This is a genomic window from Reinekea sp. (assembly GCF_982785585.1).
In genome coordinates this window covers 52,374-69,492 of the sequence record NZ_CEYAVF010000001.1, presented here as the reverse complement: position 1 = coordinate 69,492, position 17,119 = coordinate 52,374, and the positions used below count along the sequence as shown (strand labels likewise).

Sequence of the window (17,119 nt, the reverse complement as noted above, 5' to 3'; positions counted from 1 at the left end):
CGTGGAACCTTTTTCATAAAAAAAACCCGCCGAAGCGGGTTTTTTTATGGGTCCTGGCCGACGAAAGTCAGCACTAGTAGTCTAGGTTAGCAACCGACAGGGCATTGGCCTCGATAAAGGCTCGACGCGGTTCGACATCGTCGCCCATCAGAGTGGTGAAGATTTGATCCGCAGCGATGGCATCCTCAATGGTTACCTTGAGCATGCGACGCGCCTGAGGATCCATGGTAGTTTCCCACAACTGACCCGGATTCATTTCGCCCAGACCCTTATAGCGCTGAATCTGGTAACCACGCCGAGCTTCGGTCATTAACCAAGCAATAACTTCTTCGAAGTTGGCGACCTCACGTTTCTTTTCATTGCGCTGAACATAAGCACCTTCTTCAATCAAGCCTTGCAAGATGGCTCCGAGCGCGACAACCGCAGTGTATTCCTGGCTATCGAAAAAAGTATAGGACAGGGTGTAGTCGGTGTTTAGGCCGTGGGCTGTCATCTGAACCTTAGGCAGCCAAATGTGGCGTTCCTTGTCTTCGGTAACGAATATCTGATAGACCGCGGCACCCGATAGGGCTTCGACAAAGCGTTCGTTCATCTCGTCGACCCATGCGGCCACCTGTTCCTGATTGCTCAGCATCTCCAGCGTCAGGGCCGGCATATAGATTAACTGTTCCAGTATAGGCTTCGGATACACCCGGCTCATCTTCTCAATACGCAGCAGTACATCTTGGTATTGCTTCACAAGAGACTCTAACTGAACACCGCCGATACCAGGCGCGCTCGGATCAGTAAAGAGCGCGGTGTTTTCAAGCGCTTGAGCCATAAGATAAACTTCTAACGCTTTCTCGTCTTTGAGATAGCTCTCTTGTTTGCCACGTTTAATCTTATACAGTGGTGGCTGGGCAATATAGACATAACCGTTTTCAATCAACTCAGGCAATTGACGAAAGAAGAAGGTCAATAACAGGGTGCGAATGTGGGAACCATCGACATCGGCATCGGTCATGATAATAATATTATGATAACGCAACTTATCGATATTGAACTCTTCCCGACCAATGCCACAACCCAAGGCGATGATCAGCGTACCTACCTCTTGCGATTGCAGCATCTTATCGAAACGGGCCTTTTCCACGTTAAGGATCTTGCCCTTAAGCGGCAAGATCGCCTGGGTGCGACGATCGCGCCCCTGCTTGGCAGAGCCACCCGCCGAGTCACCTTCCACCAAATAGAGCTCAGATAGAGCTGGATCCTTTTCTTGGCAATCGGCCAGCTTACCCGGCAGACCCGCTATATCGAGCGCGCCCTTACGCCGGGTCATATCACGAGCCTTACGGGCAGCTTCACGGGCTCGGGCGGCATCGATCATCTTACCGACGATGATCTTCGCCTCGTTAGGATGTTCCATAAGGTATTCCGCAAACACCCGAGACATCTCTTGCTCCACTGCGGACTTGACTTCCGAGGAGACCAACTTGTCTTTGGTTTGCGAACTGAACTTGGGGTCCGGTACTTTGACTGAAATAATGGCCGTTAAACCTTCTCGGGCATCGTCTCCGCCGGTCGCGACCTTGTGCTTCTTGAGCAGATTTTCAGCCTGAATATAGTTATTCAGGGTACGCGTCAACGCGGCTCGAAAGCCCGCCAAATGGGTACCTCCGTCGCGCTGGGGGATGTTGTTGGTAAAGCAGTAGAGATTTTCCTGATAGGTATCGTTCCACTGCAGGGCCACCTCGACCACGATTGAGTCTTCCGGTCGCTCGTAGGCAAAATGGAATACATCGTTAATGGTTGTCTTATTTTGATTGAGATATGCCACAAAGGCACTCAGACCACCTTCGTGATGGAACAATTCATCGTTGCCAGAGCGCTCATCCTTCAGCCGAATCGATACACCGGAGTTAAGGAAGCTTAGCTCGCGCAAACGCTTGGCCAGAATATCAAATGAAAACAGGATGTTAGCAAAGGTCTCGCCGGACGGCTTGAAGGTGATCGTGGTGCCACTGCCTTCGGCATCGCCAACAACTCTCAGTGGCTCTACCGCGACGCCATGGCGGTAATGCTGTTCATGCAACTTACCTTGACGGCGAATCAGCAACTTCAATTCCGATGAGAGCGCGTTAACAACAGAGACGCCCACGCCGTGAAGGCCACCAGAGACCTTGTAGGAGTTGTCATCGAATTTTCCGCCAGCATGCAAGACCGTTAAAATGACTTCTGCTGCGGATAGGCCGCCTTCCTCGAGCATCGGCTCGGTTGGAATACCTCGACCATTGTCCTCAACACTCACCGACTCATTAGGATGAATGGTAATGGTGATCTCGCTGCAATGACCCGCTAAAGCCTCATCGATGGAGTTGTCGACAACTTCGAAGACCATATGATGCAAACCGGTGCCATCATCTGTATCGCCGATATACATACCCGGTCTTTTTCTAACGGCATCCAATCCTTTCAGTACTTTAATACTGGAGGAATCGTAATTGTCACTCATGCTGATCTCCAAAATCCGTCGCTTGCCTGATCTGACCATGTTCCACGTGGAACATATTAATTCGGTCAGGATTTTTCCAAAAAGTCTTTAATGGGCTGGGATCGACACAGGTCATAAATACCTGGGTTTGCAGTCCCTCCATAAGGGCCCCTAACTTCTGAATATGATGATGATCCAACTCTGAGGGCAAATCATCGATTAAAAAAACTGTTGGCAGTGCCTGCTGTGTCTGTAAATAAAGACTCTGTGCAATTTTCAACGCGCAGACAACCAGCTTTTGCTGACCTCGAGACAAGAGATCGGCGGCATTAACCTTACCGATCTTAATGCGCATATCGGCCCGCTGCGGGCCTGACTGGGTGTAACCCAGCTTGCTATCACGCGCACGCTGATGCTCGAGAACATCGGTTAAGGGCCGATCCTTGTCCCAGCCGCGAAAATAATGGATTCGCAAGGCCGGCAAGTCGATAAGCTGGCTCAGTACCGTGTGAAAGCAGGGCACAAAGCCTTCTAAATAGCGCTTACGGTCGTCATCTATTCGATCCGCTGCGGTTAGGTATTCCCGCTCCCAAACGTCCAACTCAGAGCGGTTCAGTCTACCAGAACGGAGCAGAGAATTCCGGTTTTTAAGGCTTTTCTGCAACTTCTGCCAATCGGTGTGAAAGCTCGGAAACTGGTGGAAAACCCCCCAGTCGAGAAATTGCCGACGATCTCCTGGATTGCCTTCGAGTAATGCGAAACTGTCCGCATGGATCAGTTGCAACGGCAATAGATGCACCAATTCGGCGAGCGTTGTTAGGGAGGTGCCGTTAAGACGAATCTGACTTTGACCCTTTAAAGTGCGGCGCACAGCCAAACGACCTACTCCGGCCACGGTGGCCGAAATAAGCAGCTCCTCAGACTGGTCACCAACTACGGTGCGAGTCCGAGAAGCCTTGAATGAGCGGGCCATCGCTAACAGATGGATAGCTTCTAGGAGTGAGGTCTTGCCCGCGCCATTGTCGCCATAGAAGACATTGACGCCCGCCCCCAAGCTGAGTTGGGATTCCTGCAGATTGCGAATTCCGCTCAGCGATAGGTTTTCGATTGACACCTAAGCCACGCCGTCCGGCTCCTAAAGCCGCATCGGCATGACGACATAGGCCGATGCGTCATCATCAAAATCGGTCAGCAAGGCGCTTGAGTTGGCATCCGCGAGAATAAACCGCACCTGATCACCCTGAATCACATTCATCACATCCAATAGGTAACTGACGTTAAAGCCCACTTCCAGATCCGGTCCATCGTAATCGACCTCTACTGCCACCTCAGCCTCTTCCTGCTCGGGGTTGTTGGCCTTGACCACCAGATTGCCCTGGCTTAGGGTCATGCGCACGCCACGGTACTTCTCGTTGGACAAGATCGCTGCGCGACTGAAGATTGCCTTCATGACCTGCCGATCACCGACCATCTCCTTATCGCCACCGCGTGGAATCACCCGATCGTAATCGGGGAATTTGCCATCGACTAGCTTAGTGGTGAAGCTGAAATCGGCTGTGGTTGCACGCAGATGAGTCGCGCCTATATACAGCTGAACCATTTGCTGATCATCAGCAAGCAAACGATTCAGTTCTAAGATACCTTTACGCGGCACGATGACCTGCTTGCGCTCGGGCACATTGAGACCCTCGACATGGCGAGAACTCATGGCCAGACGGTGACCGTCGGTCGACACGGTGCGAACCATTGACTGGTTTAATTCCAGTGACATACCATTTAGGTAATAGCGCACGTCTTGCTGGGCCATAGCAAAGGCCGTGGCACCGATCAGCTGGGCTAAGACCTTTTGCGGCATCTCATAGTCATCACTGCCACTGTCTTGCTCGACATTGGGAAACTCGCCGGCAGACAAACAGGACAGGGTAAACTTACTGCGACCACTGGTCACCATCACCTTATCGTCCTGTTGGTGCACACTAATGATCGCGTCATCCGGCAAAGACCGAACGATATCGAGGAATTTTTTCGCCGGCACGGTAATTAAACCTTCTGTCGCCGGTTCCGATAAGGCTACCCGTCCAACCAATTCCACTTCCAGATCGGTTCCTGTAAGCGAAAGTTGAGTGCCTTCGACCTCTAAGAGGACGTTAGATAAAACGGCGAGCGTTTGGCGTTTTTCAACCACGCCACTCACCAGTTGAAGGGGTTTCAGTAGCTGTTCACGTGCCAGAGAAAATTGAATCATGAGGCAGTTATCCATCCGGTCATCAGGTGGTCAGAGTTCTAAGGAGATTGCTATAATCTTCGCGTATATCTTGATTGGTTTCACGTAATTCTTTTACTTTACGACAAGCGTGCAGCACGGTGGTGTGATCTCGACCACCAAAAGCCTCGCCAATCTCTGGCAAACTATGCTGGGTCAGCTCTTTTGCCAGTGCCATCGCAACCTGGCGTGGCCTGGCAATGCTGCGGCTGCGACGCTTGCTGTGGAGATCGGAGATCTTAATTTTAAAATATTCTGCCACGGTGCGTTGAATATTGTCCACGCTGACTTGCTTGTCCTGCAGGGCAAGCAGATCTTTCAAGGACTCCTTAACAAAGGCCGCGTTAATGGCGGAGCCGGTAAACTGCGAATTGGCAATCACCCGCTTCAGTGCCCCTTCCAACTCGCGAACATTTGAGCGGATACGCTGGGCAATAAAAAAGGCGGCATCAGCCGGCAATTTTATCTTGGCCTCCTCTGCCTTTTTTAGCAGGATCGCTACCCGAGTCTCCAGATCGGGGGGCTCAACGGCTACGGTTAAACCCCATCCAAAACGAGACTTCAACCGGTCTTCTAGACCGTCTATCTCTTTCGGAAAACGATCGCAGGTTAAGATGACCTGCTGGTTGCCTTCCAGCAAGGCATTAAAGGTATGGAAAAACTCTTCCTGGGACCGGTCTTTCTTGGCAAAAAACTGGATATCATCGATCAACAGGGCATCAAGTGAGCGATAGAATCGTTTAAATTCTGCCATCGCATTTAATTGCAGGGCCTTAACCATATCGGCCACGAAGCGTTCCGAGTGCAGATAAACCACTTTCGCCGCAGGGTTTTGTTCAAGAATTTCGTTACCAATGGCCTGCATCAGGTGGGTCTTGCCCAAACCGACGCCCCCGTAAATAAATAGCGGGTTGTAGGCGCCTCCAGCATTCTCGGCCACCTGTTGGCTCGCCGCTAAAGCCAATTGGTTAGACTTACCCTCAACAAACGACTTAAAGGTAAAGGACCGGTTGAGGTAACTCTGGACCTTGATCCGACCCCGTTTGGCCCCTGTTGTTTGGACCTCGAGGACTTCGGTCGATCTCGTACGCGGGTCGACCTCGACCCGGTCGGCGACAGCCGGGGTCAGGAGGCTTGGGTATTCTAAGGCCGGAGCTCGAGCACTGTCGCTCGACTCCGACCGACGTTCGTTACGAGTCGAATTGCTGCTGCTGGCGACTCCCTGGGCGCGCCCAGTGCTACTGGTCTGAACATCAATACTGACGGCGCCTTGGATCCCATAAGAACTGGCTAAGGTCTCGATCCGTTCGAGATACTTATCCCTGACCCAATTGGCAATAAATCTGTTTGGTGCAGACAGTAATAGGCCGTTGGTTTCCGTAGAAACTGACAGAGGTTTTAACCATGTATTGAACTGATGAGACGGCAACTCACTGCGTAGCTGTTCTAAGCATTGCTGCCATAACGCGTCCTGCACAAGCACTCCGAAAATACCAAACGGCCGATCATTTTAACTGACCCAATGAGGCGCCGCTACCCTGATTTTGACTCATTTCCCCGTTTGGGCCCTTTTATTCAGGGCCTTGGCCTATTGGGGCGAGACCGGTCTAACTGGATCGTCATCGGCGCTGCGCAACGACCCAAGCTTCCAAGCCCCGGGGTAACAAAATATGTTGGCGTAATAATCGGATCAAATAGGCCAAAGCTAAGGTGTGCTTTACGCCATTTAAACCCTGATCGCACTCCTCTAGTGACTAACAAGCAGACCCTTGCCTTGGCAAAAGGTACTAATTTGTAGATGCATAAACGCTGATCGACGCGGCTTAAGGTGCAAATCGATCCACCTACCACCCTTAAAAGACTGAAAAAGCAGATCTATAGCACTTTTTCCGGGCACCTAAAACGCTGCCAATAGGCCTTTTAACGCTGGATTATTGTAAAATTAGGCTGTGGGCAACCAGGGGTATAAGCCTGTGACTAAAGGTGTGGATAACAATTAGCCTCTTAGGCTGTGGATAAGTAGCTCTTTTATACACAGCTTAAGCGCCCCTTGTTCGCAGCCTATCGACCGATACACCACGCGCTTGTCATTGTCGTAAGTTATTGTTTTTAAAGTATTTTTTTGACATAACCCCAGAAAAAGGCGCACTCAATAAGTAACAACAAATAACAATAAACATATATATATATAATATTAACTTACTTATGAAACCCTGTTTAAACATCGAAAAGGTCAGAACCCAACTCAAGACAAAACCAACCATGAGAAAACAAATAGCGTTGTTTAAAAAAACACCGTTGATTTGAGTACAGAAAATCATTAGAATCGCCCATCCAAATTTCAGGTCATTAGCCGCGCCTAGCTACGTCTGATGACACCAAACCCATGTTGCACACTTGCTGCTGCAACTGAAGAGAGACCGGAACATGAAACGTACATTTCAACCAAGCAATCTGAAGCGCGCGCGCAGTCACGGTTTTCGTGCTCGCATGGCAACCAAGAACGGCCGTAAGTTAATCGCCCGTCGCCGTGCACGCGGTCGTGCTCTGCTGAGCGCTTAAACACTGCTGCCTGTCCAGACAGAAGTGCCAATATCGTTCGGATACCCGCGTACGCTGCGTTTGTTGACAGCCGCCGACTTCCGAACCGTATTCGACCAGGTTGACGTCAAGGCGCCATCCGACCTCTGCCTGCTGCTTGCGCGTTTTAATAAACAAGACCAACCTCGTCTTGGATTTATTATTTCGAAGAAGAATATCAAACGCGCAGTCGAACGAAATCGCATAAAGCGCATCGCTCGGGATTACTTGCGCTTGCACCAGCACGAGTTACCGAATCTCGATATCGTTTTTATGGGTCGGAAAGGCCTCGATAAGAGCACCAATATTGAGATTTACCAGTTGCTGAACAAGCAGTTTAGCAAGTTAAAGAAACGCGCCAGCGCCTGCTAAAACCACCCCACCACCCTGCTAAACCTAGCTTAATCTTTACTTTGATGAATAGAACTGGCATCTCGGGCCGCTGACAGGTAGTATTTCGCCGTTTTTTCCTGCATAAAACGGCTCAAACGAGTTTTTGCCCGTTATCCAATCTAACTGGAACTGATTTATTATGGATGTACGCCGAATTACCTTAATTGCAGGCCTCGCAATTGTCTCTTATTTGATGATTTTTACTTGGTCGAATGATTATTCTAATACCAGGCCGGTTGCTCAGGAAACCTCGGTAGCTGCAAGCGCTGTAACACCAAGCTTAGGTGCTAGCGACGTGCCTGCTGGTAATGTTGATACCGAAACGGACAGCCGTGTAGCTGATCAACCGGTTTCCACTGGCAACCAGGTTAGGGTATTTACCGACACTCTGAACGTTATTATCGATCTGAACGGTGGCGACGTTATCTTAGCCGCACTGCCGCAGTATCCAGCGAGTCTCGAAACCCCCGACAGCCCGTTTAAAATATTGGAATATGGTGACCGGACCTATAATGCCCAGAGCGGTTTAGTCGGGGCAGATGGCATCGATACCAAGGCGCGTGCCCGCTACACCGCCAAGCAGGATCGTTTCGATCTCAATGGTAGTCAACTCGAAGTCCGTTTGAGCCATGTTGCAGATTCCGGTCTCAGCGTGGACAAGGTGTTCACCTTTACCCAAGGCAGCTACCTGATTGGTCTGCGCTTTGAACTGACCAACAACAGCACACGAACCTTATCGACAAATATGTTTGCCCAGTTACGGCGTGATAAGTCGGAAGATCCAAGCAGTATGGGCGGCATCGGTATGAATTCCTACCTAGGTACGACTTTCTCCACGGTGGAGTCGGCCTACGAAAAAGTATCCTTTAAAGATTTAGAGAAAGAAAAATACACCAATACCAGCACGGGCGGCTGGGTCGCGATTATCCAACATTATTTCTTAACTGCATGGGTGCCCGGCGCCAATGACACCAATGGTTTTTATGGTGAGCAAGGTGGTAATGGCCTCTACTATGCTGGCTTTAAGGCGCCAACCCTGGTGATCGCACCGGGCGAGACCGCGCAGGCCAATGCGGGTCTTTATGTTGGTCCAAAAGACCAAGATTCGCTTATTGTTGTGGCCAAAAACTTGGAAAAAACGGTCGACTACGGCTGGTTATGGTGGATCGCTCAACCCATCTTTAAATTAATGCAGTTTATTCACGGCTTGGTAGGCAACTGGGGCTGGTCCATCGTACTGATGACGTTGCTGTTAAAACTGTTGCTCTACCCGCTCACCTCGGCCTCATACCGATCAATGGCGAAGATGCGTAAGTTTACGCCGAAAATCCAGGAGCTGCGGGAGCTCTACGGCGACGACCGGGCTCGCATGAGTCAGGAAACGATGAAGCTTTATCAGAAAGAAAAGCTTAATCCGCTTGGTGGTTGTTTGCCGATGTTGGTGCAGATGCCGGTCTTTATCGCGCTCTATTGGGTCTTAATGGAGTCGGTCGAACTGCGCCAATCGCCCTTTATGTTCTGGATCGTCGATCTATCGATTAAGGATCCGTTCTTTGTCCTACCGTTGCTGATGGGCGGCTCGATGTTCGTGCAGATGCAGATGCAGCAGCAGCCGTCGATGGACCCGATGCAGGCTAAGATCATGAAGTTTATGCCGGTGATGTTTACCTTTATGTTTTTGTGGTTCCCGGCGGGTTTGACCCTCTACTGGTTTATTAACAACCTGTCGACCATCACCCAGCAACACATGGTAAACAAGAGTGTGGCGCGTGCCGATGCCAAGCTTGTTCAGGATAAACTTATCCAGAAAAATAAAGCCTAACGAACCGTCTCTTTGAGTCCATCGGCCATGGGAAAGGCAGAGCTTGCTCTGCCTTTTTGCATTGTGTAGCGTTAATCTATCCATCCCTCACCACAGGGTCACATCGGGGTCAACCATATGTATCATTCGAGTGAAACCATTGTCGCCGTCGCCACGCCGCCTGGGCGCGGCGGTGTTGGCATCATTCGTATTTCCGGTGCCAAGGCGCGGGACCTGGCAACAGGCCTGTTACAGCTCGAGCCTAAGCCTCGCTATGCCCATTACGGCCCCTTCTATGACGACCTACAGCAGGTGATTGACAGCGGTATCGCGCTATTCTTTCCTGGCCCGCATTCCTTTACCGGTGAAGACGTTTTAGAACTGCAGGGTCACGGTGGTCCGGTGATACTCGAGATGCTGCTCGAACAGCTGGTGCGCCTTGGTTGTCGCTTGGCCCGGCCGGGAGAGTTCTCGGAGCGGGCGTTCCTCAATGATAAGATCGACCTGACCCAGGCGGAGGCGATCGCCGATCTGATTGACGCCAGTTCTCGCGAGGCGGCTCGATCGGCCGTTCGATCGTTGCAGGGTGACTTTTCCAAGGCTGTTCACCGTCTGGTGGAACAGTTAATTCAATTGCGCATCTATGTTGAGGCCGCGATCGACTTTCCCGAAGAGGAGATCGACTTTCTCTCCGACGGCAAGGTAGAGGGCGATTTACGCGGCATAATGGCCCAACTTGCGACCGTCGTGGCGACGGCGAATCAGGGTAGCCTGATGCGTGAAGGCATGACGGTAGTGCTTGCCGGTCGGCCAAACGCCGGAAAATCCAGTCTGCTCAACGCCTTGGCCGGCCACGATCGGGCCATTGTGACCGAGGTAGCCGGCACCACCCGTGATGTTCTCAAGGAACCCATTCATCTAGACGGGATGCCCCTACATATAATCGATACCGCAGGTCTGCGCGATACCCCCGACGCGATAGAACGCATTGGCGTGGCGCGAGCCTGGACGGAAATTGAAAACGCCGACCGTATTTTGCTGTTGGTCGACGCCAGTGAATCGGCCGGCACCGAACCTGACCAGATTTGGCCCGATCTGATGCATCGTCTGGTTGATCGGCAAAATATCACCGTGGTGCGTAACAAGATCGATAAGACTGGCGAGACGGCCGGCTTTACCGCGTCCGAGCCGCCGGTTTTGCGCCTCTCGGTGCAGCAGGGCGAAGGGATCGAGGCCTTGCGCAGTCATCTAAAACAGCTGATGGGCTTCACCGGTAACCACGAGTCCGGTTTTATCGCGCGTCGGCGCCATCTGGATGCCTTGGCCGTGGCCGAAGCCGCGCTCGACTCTGGCTTGGCCCAACTGCTTGGGCCGGCCGCAGGGGAATTGCTCGCCGAGGATCTGCGCTTTGCACAGAATGCGCTCAATGAGATCACCGGTGAATTCAGTCCCGACGACTTGCTGGGACGAATCTTCAGTAGCTTCTGTATTGGCAAATAGCCCTTTTGCCGCCTACTTGGCGCGAAAATCTTTGTGACAGGCCGAGCAGGCCTTACCAACGTCGCTAAAGGCTGCCTTCATCTGCTCCAAGCCCATTCCCGCCACGCCATCTAAGAGCGCACTGGCATTGCCCAGATCAGTTAAATAGCTGCCGGCCTTAGGCCAGGTCGACCAAAGTTCTGGTTTGGTCTTGGTGTCGTTACCGGCAACGCTCATATCCGAACCGACCACCCAGACCGAGCTCATGTTCATCTGCGCAGCCAATTTCAGATTCAGCGCGGCGGTTTGGGCCAATTCGGCATCATAGGGTACTTTCCCGCGCACCATATTGGCTAACAGGCCGTTGTTGTAGGCTAGGACTTGCATAAAGGACTGGCGCGCCTTGATCTCGCGGTCAAAGTCTCCCGCAAGGGCCGTGGTAATGAGGGCTGCGCCAAGGCACAGAAAAAGCGTTTGTTTACGTTTCATGGTTGATCACCCGCTCCGGTTAAGTGGTTAAAGACAGCGTTGTTTGCTTAAGCACCCATAAGTCTAGAGGCAAATTCATGGATAACAATTCCAGTCATTGGTGGCCAGTATTTGTCTTCAAGTACCCCGGTCACGATGAATACAGACATTAAACATAGAGTCGCTTGCATCGGCAGACCCAAGCGGCATAATCAAGACCATATACAAATTAGAGCCGCGCTAATTCAAGCGACAGCTGTCGAACTTTATTTGACGACGGACTCATGAGAATGGCAAGGCTATCGACGACGGGGCGAAGCAAAAATGTTAGCGCGAGCAACACAGAGGAGGTCAAAAAAGACCCCATTATTAATCAAAGGCTTATCGGAGTTTTTTTACCATAAAGCCAACGTTAAGATAGGTCTTTTGGTTACCGCCCTGTTTTTGGCCTACCTCCTGCTGGTTATGTTAGCCAAAGCCACAGGCTTTGAAGTGACCGGTAGCACGATAAAATCGCTCGGGACGTCGTTCGGTTTCGATCAGGCCGACATTAGGGAGTTTCTGGCCGCGCGCAGCGACAACATGATCGAGGCCTACATCCGTTTTAATCAGATTTGGGATACACTTTTTGGCCTAACCTACGGCCTAATGTATGTGGTCTGGGTGTCGGTTTTATTCAAACCCTTGGCCCATAAAACTGGTCTGCTGAACCTGTTGCCCTTGAATCAGGTGTTGTTCGATTGGCTGGAAAATTATCAGCTGGCGGTGATAGCCAAGCAGTACCTGGCCGATGGCCTGATTGCGTCATCTAACGCGCAGCTGGCCTCAGTGTTCTCTATGATCAAATGGGCCTGTTCTGGCTTGACCTATCTGTTGATTCTGGTGGGGATAGTAATGCTAATTGCACGCGCTCTGGGCAATAAAAAATAGCCACCGCGGCTAGAATAATGGCCAGCCTAGGGCAGGATATGCCCTAGTCGAGATGCCTTTTAGCGGTTTAGTTTGAGTGCTCTGGCGCGTCGCTCAGCCGGCCATGCAAGACCAGAGCGCGAATATCTTCCCAGACTTCGTCGGCATTGGTCTCATTGATAATCTCATGGCGCGCCTCGGGATAGAGTTTATAGCTCACCAACCGCCGCTCAGCGCGGCGCAGTTGGCCGGCGAAGCGCTCAATGCCTCGACCGAACTCACCAACGGGGTCAGCACCGCCCGACAATAGGTGAATCGGTACCGTGCTCGGCCAGCCCGCCGGTTGCAGCGTGAGCATGCCGCCGATAAAATCCTGCCATAGCCCCAGAGAACAGGAAAAGCCGCAATAGGGATCATCGATATAGGCATCAACCTGCTCGGCGTCCCGACTGAGCCAATCGCTCGCGGTGCGATTGGGTCGAAACGGGCGATTGAACTGACCAAAGCTGAGGAAGTCGACTAGACCACTGGTTGCACGACGGCCCTTCAGCGCTGCGATCACAGCGATCAATGCCTGGGAGATCAGCAGCTTGGGACGGTCGACTCGATTACTTGCACTAAAAATAACCTGGCTCACCGAATCGCCATAGGCCTGTAGATAACTTTGGCCGATAAAGGATCCCATGCTGTGTCCGAGCAGGGTAATAGGACAATCGGGGATCTGCGCCTTGGCAAAACAAACCGCTTGATGCAAATCATCAACTACCCGTGTCCAGCCTCGATGATCGGCAAAATAGCCGAGTTTAGCGTCGTCGCAATCCATGCCATGGCCCCGATGGTTTAGCGCTATTACGGCTATATCCGACTCGGTCAGCCATTCGGCCAAGGGCGCATAGCGTTCACAATACTCCGCCATGCCGTGGGCAATGATCAATATATGACGGGTGCTTCGGGGGCGCCAAAGGCGAATCGGAATATCATGCCCATCGGGCGTGGAAAGGAATTCTTCAAGGTATTGCATAGAGTACCTGCCATTGTGATGTATCGAACTTATCCACAGTCATCCACAGCTTATTCAATATATATACTATGGTTATCCTACTGGCTATCCACAGACTTTGCCGATTTCGGCAGCTTGATTCGATGCGCCTGCTGATCGACCTTGGCTTTTAGATAACCGGCGTTATGTTGATTGACATAGACACCGGTATCCACTCGTTCGCTGATTTCGATCCCCGCGGCCAACAACTCATCGGCCTTATGCGGATTGTTCGACAGCAATCGGATGCGCTTCAAACCCAGGGCCGCTAACATCTCCACGGCAGGGGCAAAGTTGCGTTGGTCGTGGTCAAAGCCAAGCTGCTCATTGGCCTGGTAGGTGTCCATGCCCTGATCCTGTAAGTCATAGGCATCGAGCTTGTTGTACAGGCCAATGCCACGTCCCTCTTGACGCAGGTAGAGCACGACGCCACCTTGGACGGCCATCAAGCGCTGGGCTTCCTGTAATTGTTCGCCGCAATCGCAGCGTTGTGAACCAAAGACGTCGCCGGTTAGACATTCGGAATGAATGCGAACCAGTGGCGTATCCTGCTCTTCGGGCGCACCATAGATAATGGCAATGTGTTCCTTGCCGTCGCTAAAGCCTGAAAAACTCACGAAATGAGTTGCGATAGCTTGATCGGTTAGGGGTATTGGCACGCTTGTACGTAGGGTAACGGGCATGAAAAATCCAAAAGTAACAAAGATAAGTATATAGGTGCAACTTTAGTGTATTAAAGCCTGAACTTCTTCTCATTATTTGCTTAAATTTATTGGCGGCAACGCAACCTAGGGAGGCGAAGATGGCAGAATTTGCAGTTATTGGTGCGGGTCTAGCGGGTATTAGCCTGGCCCATCAGCTTATAGAGGCTGGCCACACCTGTGTCGTATTTGAAAAGAGTCGCGGTTTGGGTGGGCGGTTGGCCACCCGACGCCTTGAACACTGGCAGGCGGATCACGGAGCGCAGTACTTTACCGCTAGCTCCGCCGCCTTTCAGGCCGAAGTAGGCCGTTGGCTGCAGCGCGGTTGGGTTAAGCCCTGGGCCGTCACACCTTGGCGCTTGACGCGCGAGCAGTTGAGTCCATCACCGGATAAACGAGAGCGTTTTGTCGGTACGCCGAACATGAATGCCATGGTGCACGGATTAGCCGAAGGCATTCCGCTCTATCGGCAAACTCGGATTGATCGTCTCGAGGCCGATGGCGATCGGTGGCGGTTATGGGACGAGCATGGCGAGCATTATGGCCGTTTTGATGCGGTAATTTTGACCGCACCGCTGGCCCAATCCCAAGCCTTATTGCCTGCTGAGGTGATCGGCGCCGCCGAGCTCGATAGCCAGAACATGACACCCACTTGGGCCGTCGCCATAGCGTTTGCTGAAACAACGGGTATCGAAGCCGATGCGGTCTTTGTTAAAGATGGGATTGTCGGCTGGGCCGCGCGCGATTCAGCCAAGCCAGATCGGCCGCAACAGCACGAAACCTGGGTGATGCATTTTACCGCTCAGTGGAGCGCAAACCACCTCGATGCGTCGCCTGAATTGCTGCAACAGCAGGTAGTCGAGGTATTGGAGCGCTTAACCAATGCCACCCTGCCCGAGATCCATCAATCATTCAGCCACCGTTGGCTCTATGCCCAAGCCACCACGCTGGAGCCGATTCAACAATGGCATCCGGCCAGTCGCATCGGCCTGGCCGGCGATTGGACCCAAGGCAATCGGATTGAGGCGGCCTGGATCAGCGCCCACCGCTTGGCGACGATCTTATTAGACGAGTTTGCCTAGCCGTCCGATCTTGCCGTGCTCACCATTGAGACTCTGATCGGTTCTGTGCTCGAGCATTAAATCTGCTCAGGGCCTTGAAGTCGCTCGAACTGGTGCCATTGCCATGGGGTAGGGCGCAACAGCTGTTGCGCCCAAAGTCGTTGAAATCTTTGAGGCAGCCGAGATGAAAATTGAAATAGTGTCCGACGTGATGTGCCCTTGGTGTGTTATCGGCTATAAAAACCTAACCCAGGCCTTAGCAGCGCTGGAACCGAAATTACGCGCCGAAATCAGTTGGCAGCCCTTCGAATTAAATCCGCAAATGCCGATCGCAGGCCAAAATATGCGCGAACATCTGCTTGAAAAGTATGGCATGACGGCCGAGCAAAGCGACTCAAATCGGACGCATATTAGCGAATTGGGCGCTAAGGCAGGCTTCAGCTTTAACTTCGCCGACGATGGCATCATGATAAACAGTTTTGATTGCCATCGATTATTGGCTTGGGCCCAAGAGCACGACAAGCAAAGCGAGTTGCAGATGGCCCTCTTTAGTGCCCATTTCACCGACAATAAGCGCCTCAACGACCGCGATACCCTATTAACACTGGTCGAGCAGGTGGGACTAACACGGGATCGAGCGTCTGAAATACTCGCCGGCGATGACTACCGGGACCTGGTCCTAGGCGAGCAACAGCGCATGCGGCAGTTGGGTATATCCGCCGTACCGACCTTTATTATTAACGACCAATATAGTATCAGCGGCGGCCAGCCTGTGGCTGCGTTCCGCCAGGCCCTAGCGCAAATTCAGGCCGAAACAAGCGGCGCCTAAGTGCATGCACAGAGCCCTGTGGTACACTGCCCACTTTTAACACCACCTCACTAAGGAAGAAGCAAATTATGTCTAACTATGATACGCCGGAATTACGCGTCAGCTACGGTATCGGTCGCCAGATGGGTGGCCAACTTTTAGAGCAGCCGTTCGACGGCCTGGATATAGCCGCAGTCACGCAAGGCGTGTTAGAGGCATTCAATCAGGTCGCCGATCCGGTCAGCAGTATCGATATGCAAAATGCCTACGATGTCATTCGTGAGCGCTTAACCAGTGCCCAAGCCGAAAAAGAGCAGGCATTGGCCGGCGACGGTGAGGTGTTTTTAACCGAAAATGCTGCACGTGATGCGGTAACGGTGACCGAATCAGGTCTGCAATACGAAGTGATCAGTGCCGGCGATGCCAGCGGTGTGAAGCCGTTGCCAACCTCAAAAGTTAAGGTGCATTATCATGGTACCCTGATCAATGGCGAAGTCTTTGACAGCTCGGTGCAACGTGGCGAGCCGATCGAATTTGCCGTTAATGGCGTGATTGCGGGTTGGACCGAAGCGCTGCAGTTGATGGTACCGGGTGATAAGTGGAAGCTCTGCATTCCCCATCAGCTCGCCTACGGCGCGCAAGGTGCCGGCGGTGCAATCGGGCCTTATCAGGCGCTGGTTTTTGAAGTCGAAATGCTCGCGATCGTTTGATCGGCGTTAGCCGGTTTCAGCCTTAGCTGACGCCGGCGCATCGGATTTTAATATGGCACAGAAACAAAAAACCGGACTGGACGCCTTGTTCAGTCCCAGCGCGCGAGTTTACAGTACCGAAAGTGGCAAGATCTGTCCGGACTGCGACCAGCCCGTAGGGGCCTGCAGTTGCGGTAATGAGATCCGCCCCGACGGTGACGGTATAGTGCGTCTGCATCGGGAAACCAAAGGCCGCAAGGGTAAGGGCGTGACGCTGATCAAGGGCGTGCTCGCAACACCGACCGAGTTAAAGCTCTTGGCCAAAGAACTCAAGGCCAGATGCGGTACCGGTGGCACCGTAAAAGACGGTGTTATCGAAATACAGGGCGATTTCCGGGACCTGCTCCTGGAAACGCTAACAACCAAGGGTTACCGAGTAAAAAAATCGGGTGGATAAG

16 protein-coding genes are annotated in these 17,119 nt (G+C 52.2%); 9 read left to right on the top strand and 7 right to left on the bottom strand.

What is annotated here, in order from left to right; genetic code table 11:
* Positions 1 to 73: 73 nt before the first annotated feature.
* Genes gyrB through dnaA form a run of 4 tightly spaced genes read right to left on the bottom strand, consistent with a single transcriptional unit; the run spans position 74 to position 6,210 of the window.
* Positions 74 to 2,491, bottom strand: coding sequence for a DNA topoisomerase (ATP-hydrolyzing) subunit B (gyrB, locus tag AC4FIC_RS00335; RefSeq protein WP_100255605.1), 2,418 nt, complete (start codon positions 2,489 to 2,491; stop codon positions 74 to 76).
* Positions 2,484 to 3,584: a DNA replication/repair protein RecF gene (gene recF / locus AC4FIC_RS00330; protein ID WP_100255604.1), complete on the bottom strand. Its 1,101-nt coding sequence runs from the start codon at positions 3,582 to 3,584 to the stop codon at positions 2,484 to 2,486. The genes gyrB and recF overlap by 8 nt, the downstream gene beginning before the upstream one ends.
* 21 nt (positions 3,585 to 3,605) lie before the next feature.
* Positions 3,606 to 4,712, bottom strand: coding sequence for a DNA polymerase III subunit beta (dnaN, locus tag AC4FIC_RS00325; protein ID WP_193437329.1), 1,107 nt, complete (start codon positions 4,710 to 4,712; stop codon positions 3,606 to 3,608).
* Positions 4,713 to 4,737: 25 nt separating this feature from the next.
* The gene (gene dnaA, locus AC4FIC_RS00320; protein WP_273285083.1) at positions 4,738 to 6,210 is read right to left on the bottom strand and encodes a chromosomal replication initiator protein DnaA; all 1,473 of its coding nucleotides are present in this window, start codon (positions 6,208 to 6,210) and stop codon (positions 4,738 to 4,740) included.
* 950 nt (positions 6,211 to 7,160) lie between these two features.
* Here dnaA and rpmH point away from each other — a divergent pair.
* The 4 genes from rpmH to mnmE all read left to right on the top strand — a co-directional run bounded on the left by rpmH (position 7,161) and on the right by mnmE (position 11,007).
* On the top strand, positions 7,161 to 7,295 hold the full coding sequence (rpmH, locus tag AC4FIC_RS00315) for a 50S ribosomal protein L34 (RefSeq protein WP_100258640.1): 135 nt from the start codon (positions 7,161 to 7,163) through the stop codon (positions 7,293 to 7,295).
* Positions 7,296 to 7,319: 24 nt separating this feature from the next.
* Positions 7,320 to 7,685: a ribonuclease P protein component gene (rnpA, locus tag AC4FIC_RS00310; RefSeq protein WP_100258639.1), complete on the top strand. Its 366-nt coding sequence runs from the start codon at positions 7,320 to 7,322 to the stop codon at positions 7,683 to 7,685.
* A gap of 160 nt (positions 7,686 to 7,845) precedes the next feature.
* Complete coding sequence (gene yidC, locus AC4FIC_RS00305) at positions 7,846 to 9,528, top strand: membrane protein insertase YidC (RefSeq protein WP_100258638.1); 1,683 nt, start codon at positions 7,846 to 7,848, stop codon at positions 9,526 to 9,528.
* Between the two features lie 117 nt (positions 9,529 to 9,645).
* Positions 9,646 to 11,007: a tRNA uridine-5-carboxymethylaminomethyl(34) synthesis GTPase MnmE gene (mnmE, locus tag AC4FIC_RS00300; RefSeq protein ID WP_100258637.1), complete on the top strand. Its 1,362-nt coding sequence runs from the start codon at positions 9,646 to 9,648 to the stop codon at positions 11,005 to 11,007.
* 12 nt (positions 11,008 to 11,019) lie between these two features.
* Here mnmE and AC4FIC_RS00295 read toward each other — a convergent pair whose 3' ends face one another.
* A complete protein-coding gene (locus AC4FIC_RS00295; protein ID WP_100258636.1) occupies positions 11,020 to 11,475 on the bottom strand; it encodes a c-type cytochrome in 456 nt (151 codons plus the stop codon).
* 405 nt (positions 11,476 to 11,880) lie between these two features.
* Between AC4FIC_RS00295 and AC4FIC_RS00290 the strand changes: the two genes are divergently transcribed.
* Positions 11,881 to 12,384 carry a hypothetical protein gene (locus tag AC4FIC_RS00290; protein ID WP_273285088.1) on the top strand — a complete coding sequence of 168 codons (504 nt, stop codon included), beginning with the start codon at positions 11,881 to 11,883 and terminating at the stop codon, positions 12,382 to 12,384.
* A 67-nt stretch (positions 12,385 to 12,451) separates the two neighbouring features.
* Here AC4FIC_RS00290 and AC4FIC_RS00285 read toward each other — a convergent pair whose 3' ends face one another.
* Both AC4FIC_RS00285 and ribA read right to left on the bottom strand, forming a co-directional pair.
* The gene (locus AC4FIC_RS00285) at positions 12,452 to 13,384 is read right to left on the bottom strand and encodes an alpha/beta fold hydrolase (protein ID WP_100258634.1); all 933 of its coding nucleotides are present in this window, start codon (positions 13,382 to 13,384) and stop codon (positions 12,452 to 12,454) included.
* 77 nt (positions 13,385 to 13,461) lie between these two features.
* Positions 13,462 to 14,085 (bottom strand): GTP cyclohydrolase II, encoded by a 624-nt coding sequence (ribA, locus tag AC4FIC_RS00280; protein WP_273285089.1) that lies wholly within the window; start codon positions 14,083 to 14,085, stop codon positions 13,462 to 13,464.
* 119 nt (positions 14,086 to 14,204) lie between these two features.
* On the opposite strand from ribA, the gene AC4FIC_RS00275 reads away from it, so the two are divergent.
* From AC4FIC_RS00275 to AC4FIC_RS00260, 4 genes are all read left to right on the top strand, one after another.
* Positions 14,205 to 15,185, top strand: coding sequence for an NAD(P)/FAD-dependent oxidoreductase (locus tag AC4FIC_RS00275; protein ID WP_100258632.1), 981 nt, complete (start codon positions 14,205 to 14,207; stop codon positions 15,183 to 15,185).
* A gap of 163 nt (positions 15,186 to 15,348) precedes the next feature.
* On the top strand, positions 15,349 to 15,993 hold the full coding sequence (locus AC4FIC_RS00270; protein ID WP_100258631.1) for a DsbA family oxidoreductase: 645 nt from the start codon (positions 15,349 to 15,351) through the stop codon (positions 15,991 to 15,993).
* Between the two features lie 68 nt (positions 15,994 to 16,061).
* Complete coding sequence (bamJ, locus tag AC4FIC_RS00265) at positions 16,062 to 16,682, top strand: BamJ family beta-barrel-assembly machinery protein (RefSeq protein WP_100258630.1); 621 nt, start codon at positions 16,062 to 16,064, stop codon at positions 16,680 to 16,682.
* 52 nt (positions 16,683 to 16,734) lie between these two features.
* The gene (locus tag AC4FIC_RS00260) at positions 16,735 to 17,118 is read left to right on the top strand and encodes a translation initiation factor Sui1 (RefSeq protein WP_100258629.1); all 384 of its coding nucleotides are present in this window, start codon (positions 16,735 to 16,737) and stop codon (positions 17,116 to 17,118) included.
* The last annotated feature ends 1 nt before the right edge of the window (position 17,119 follow it).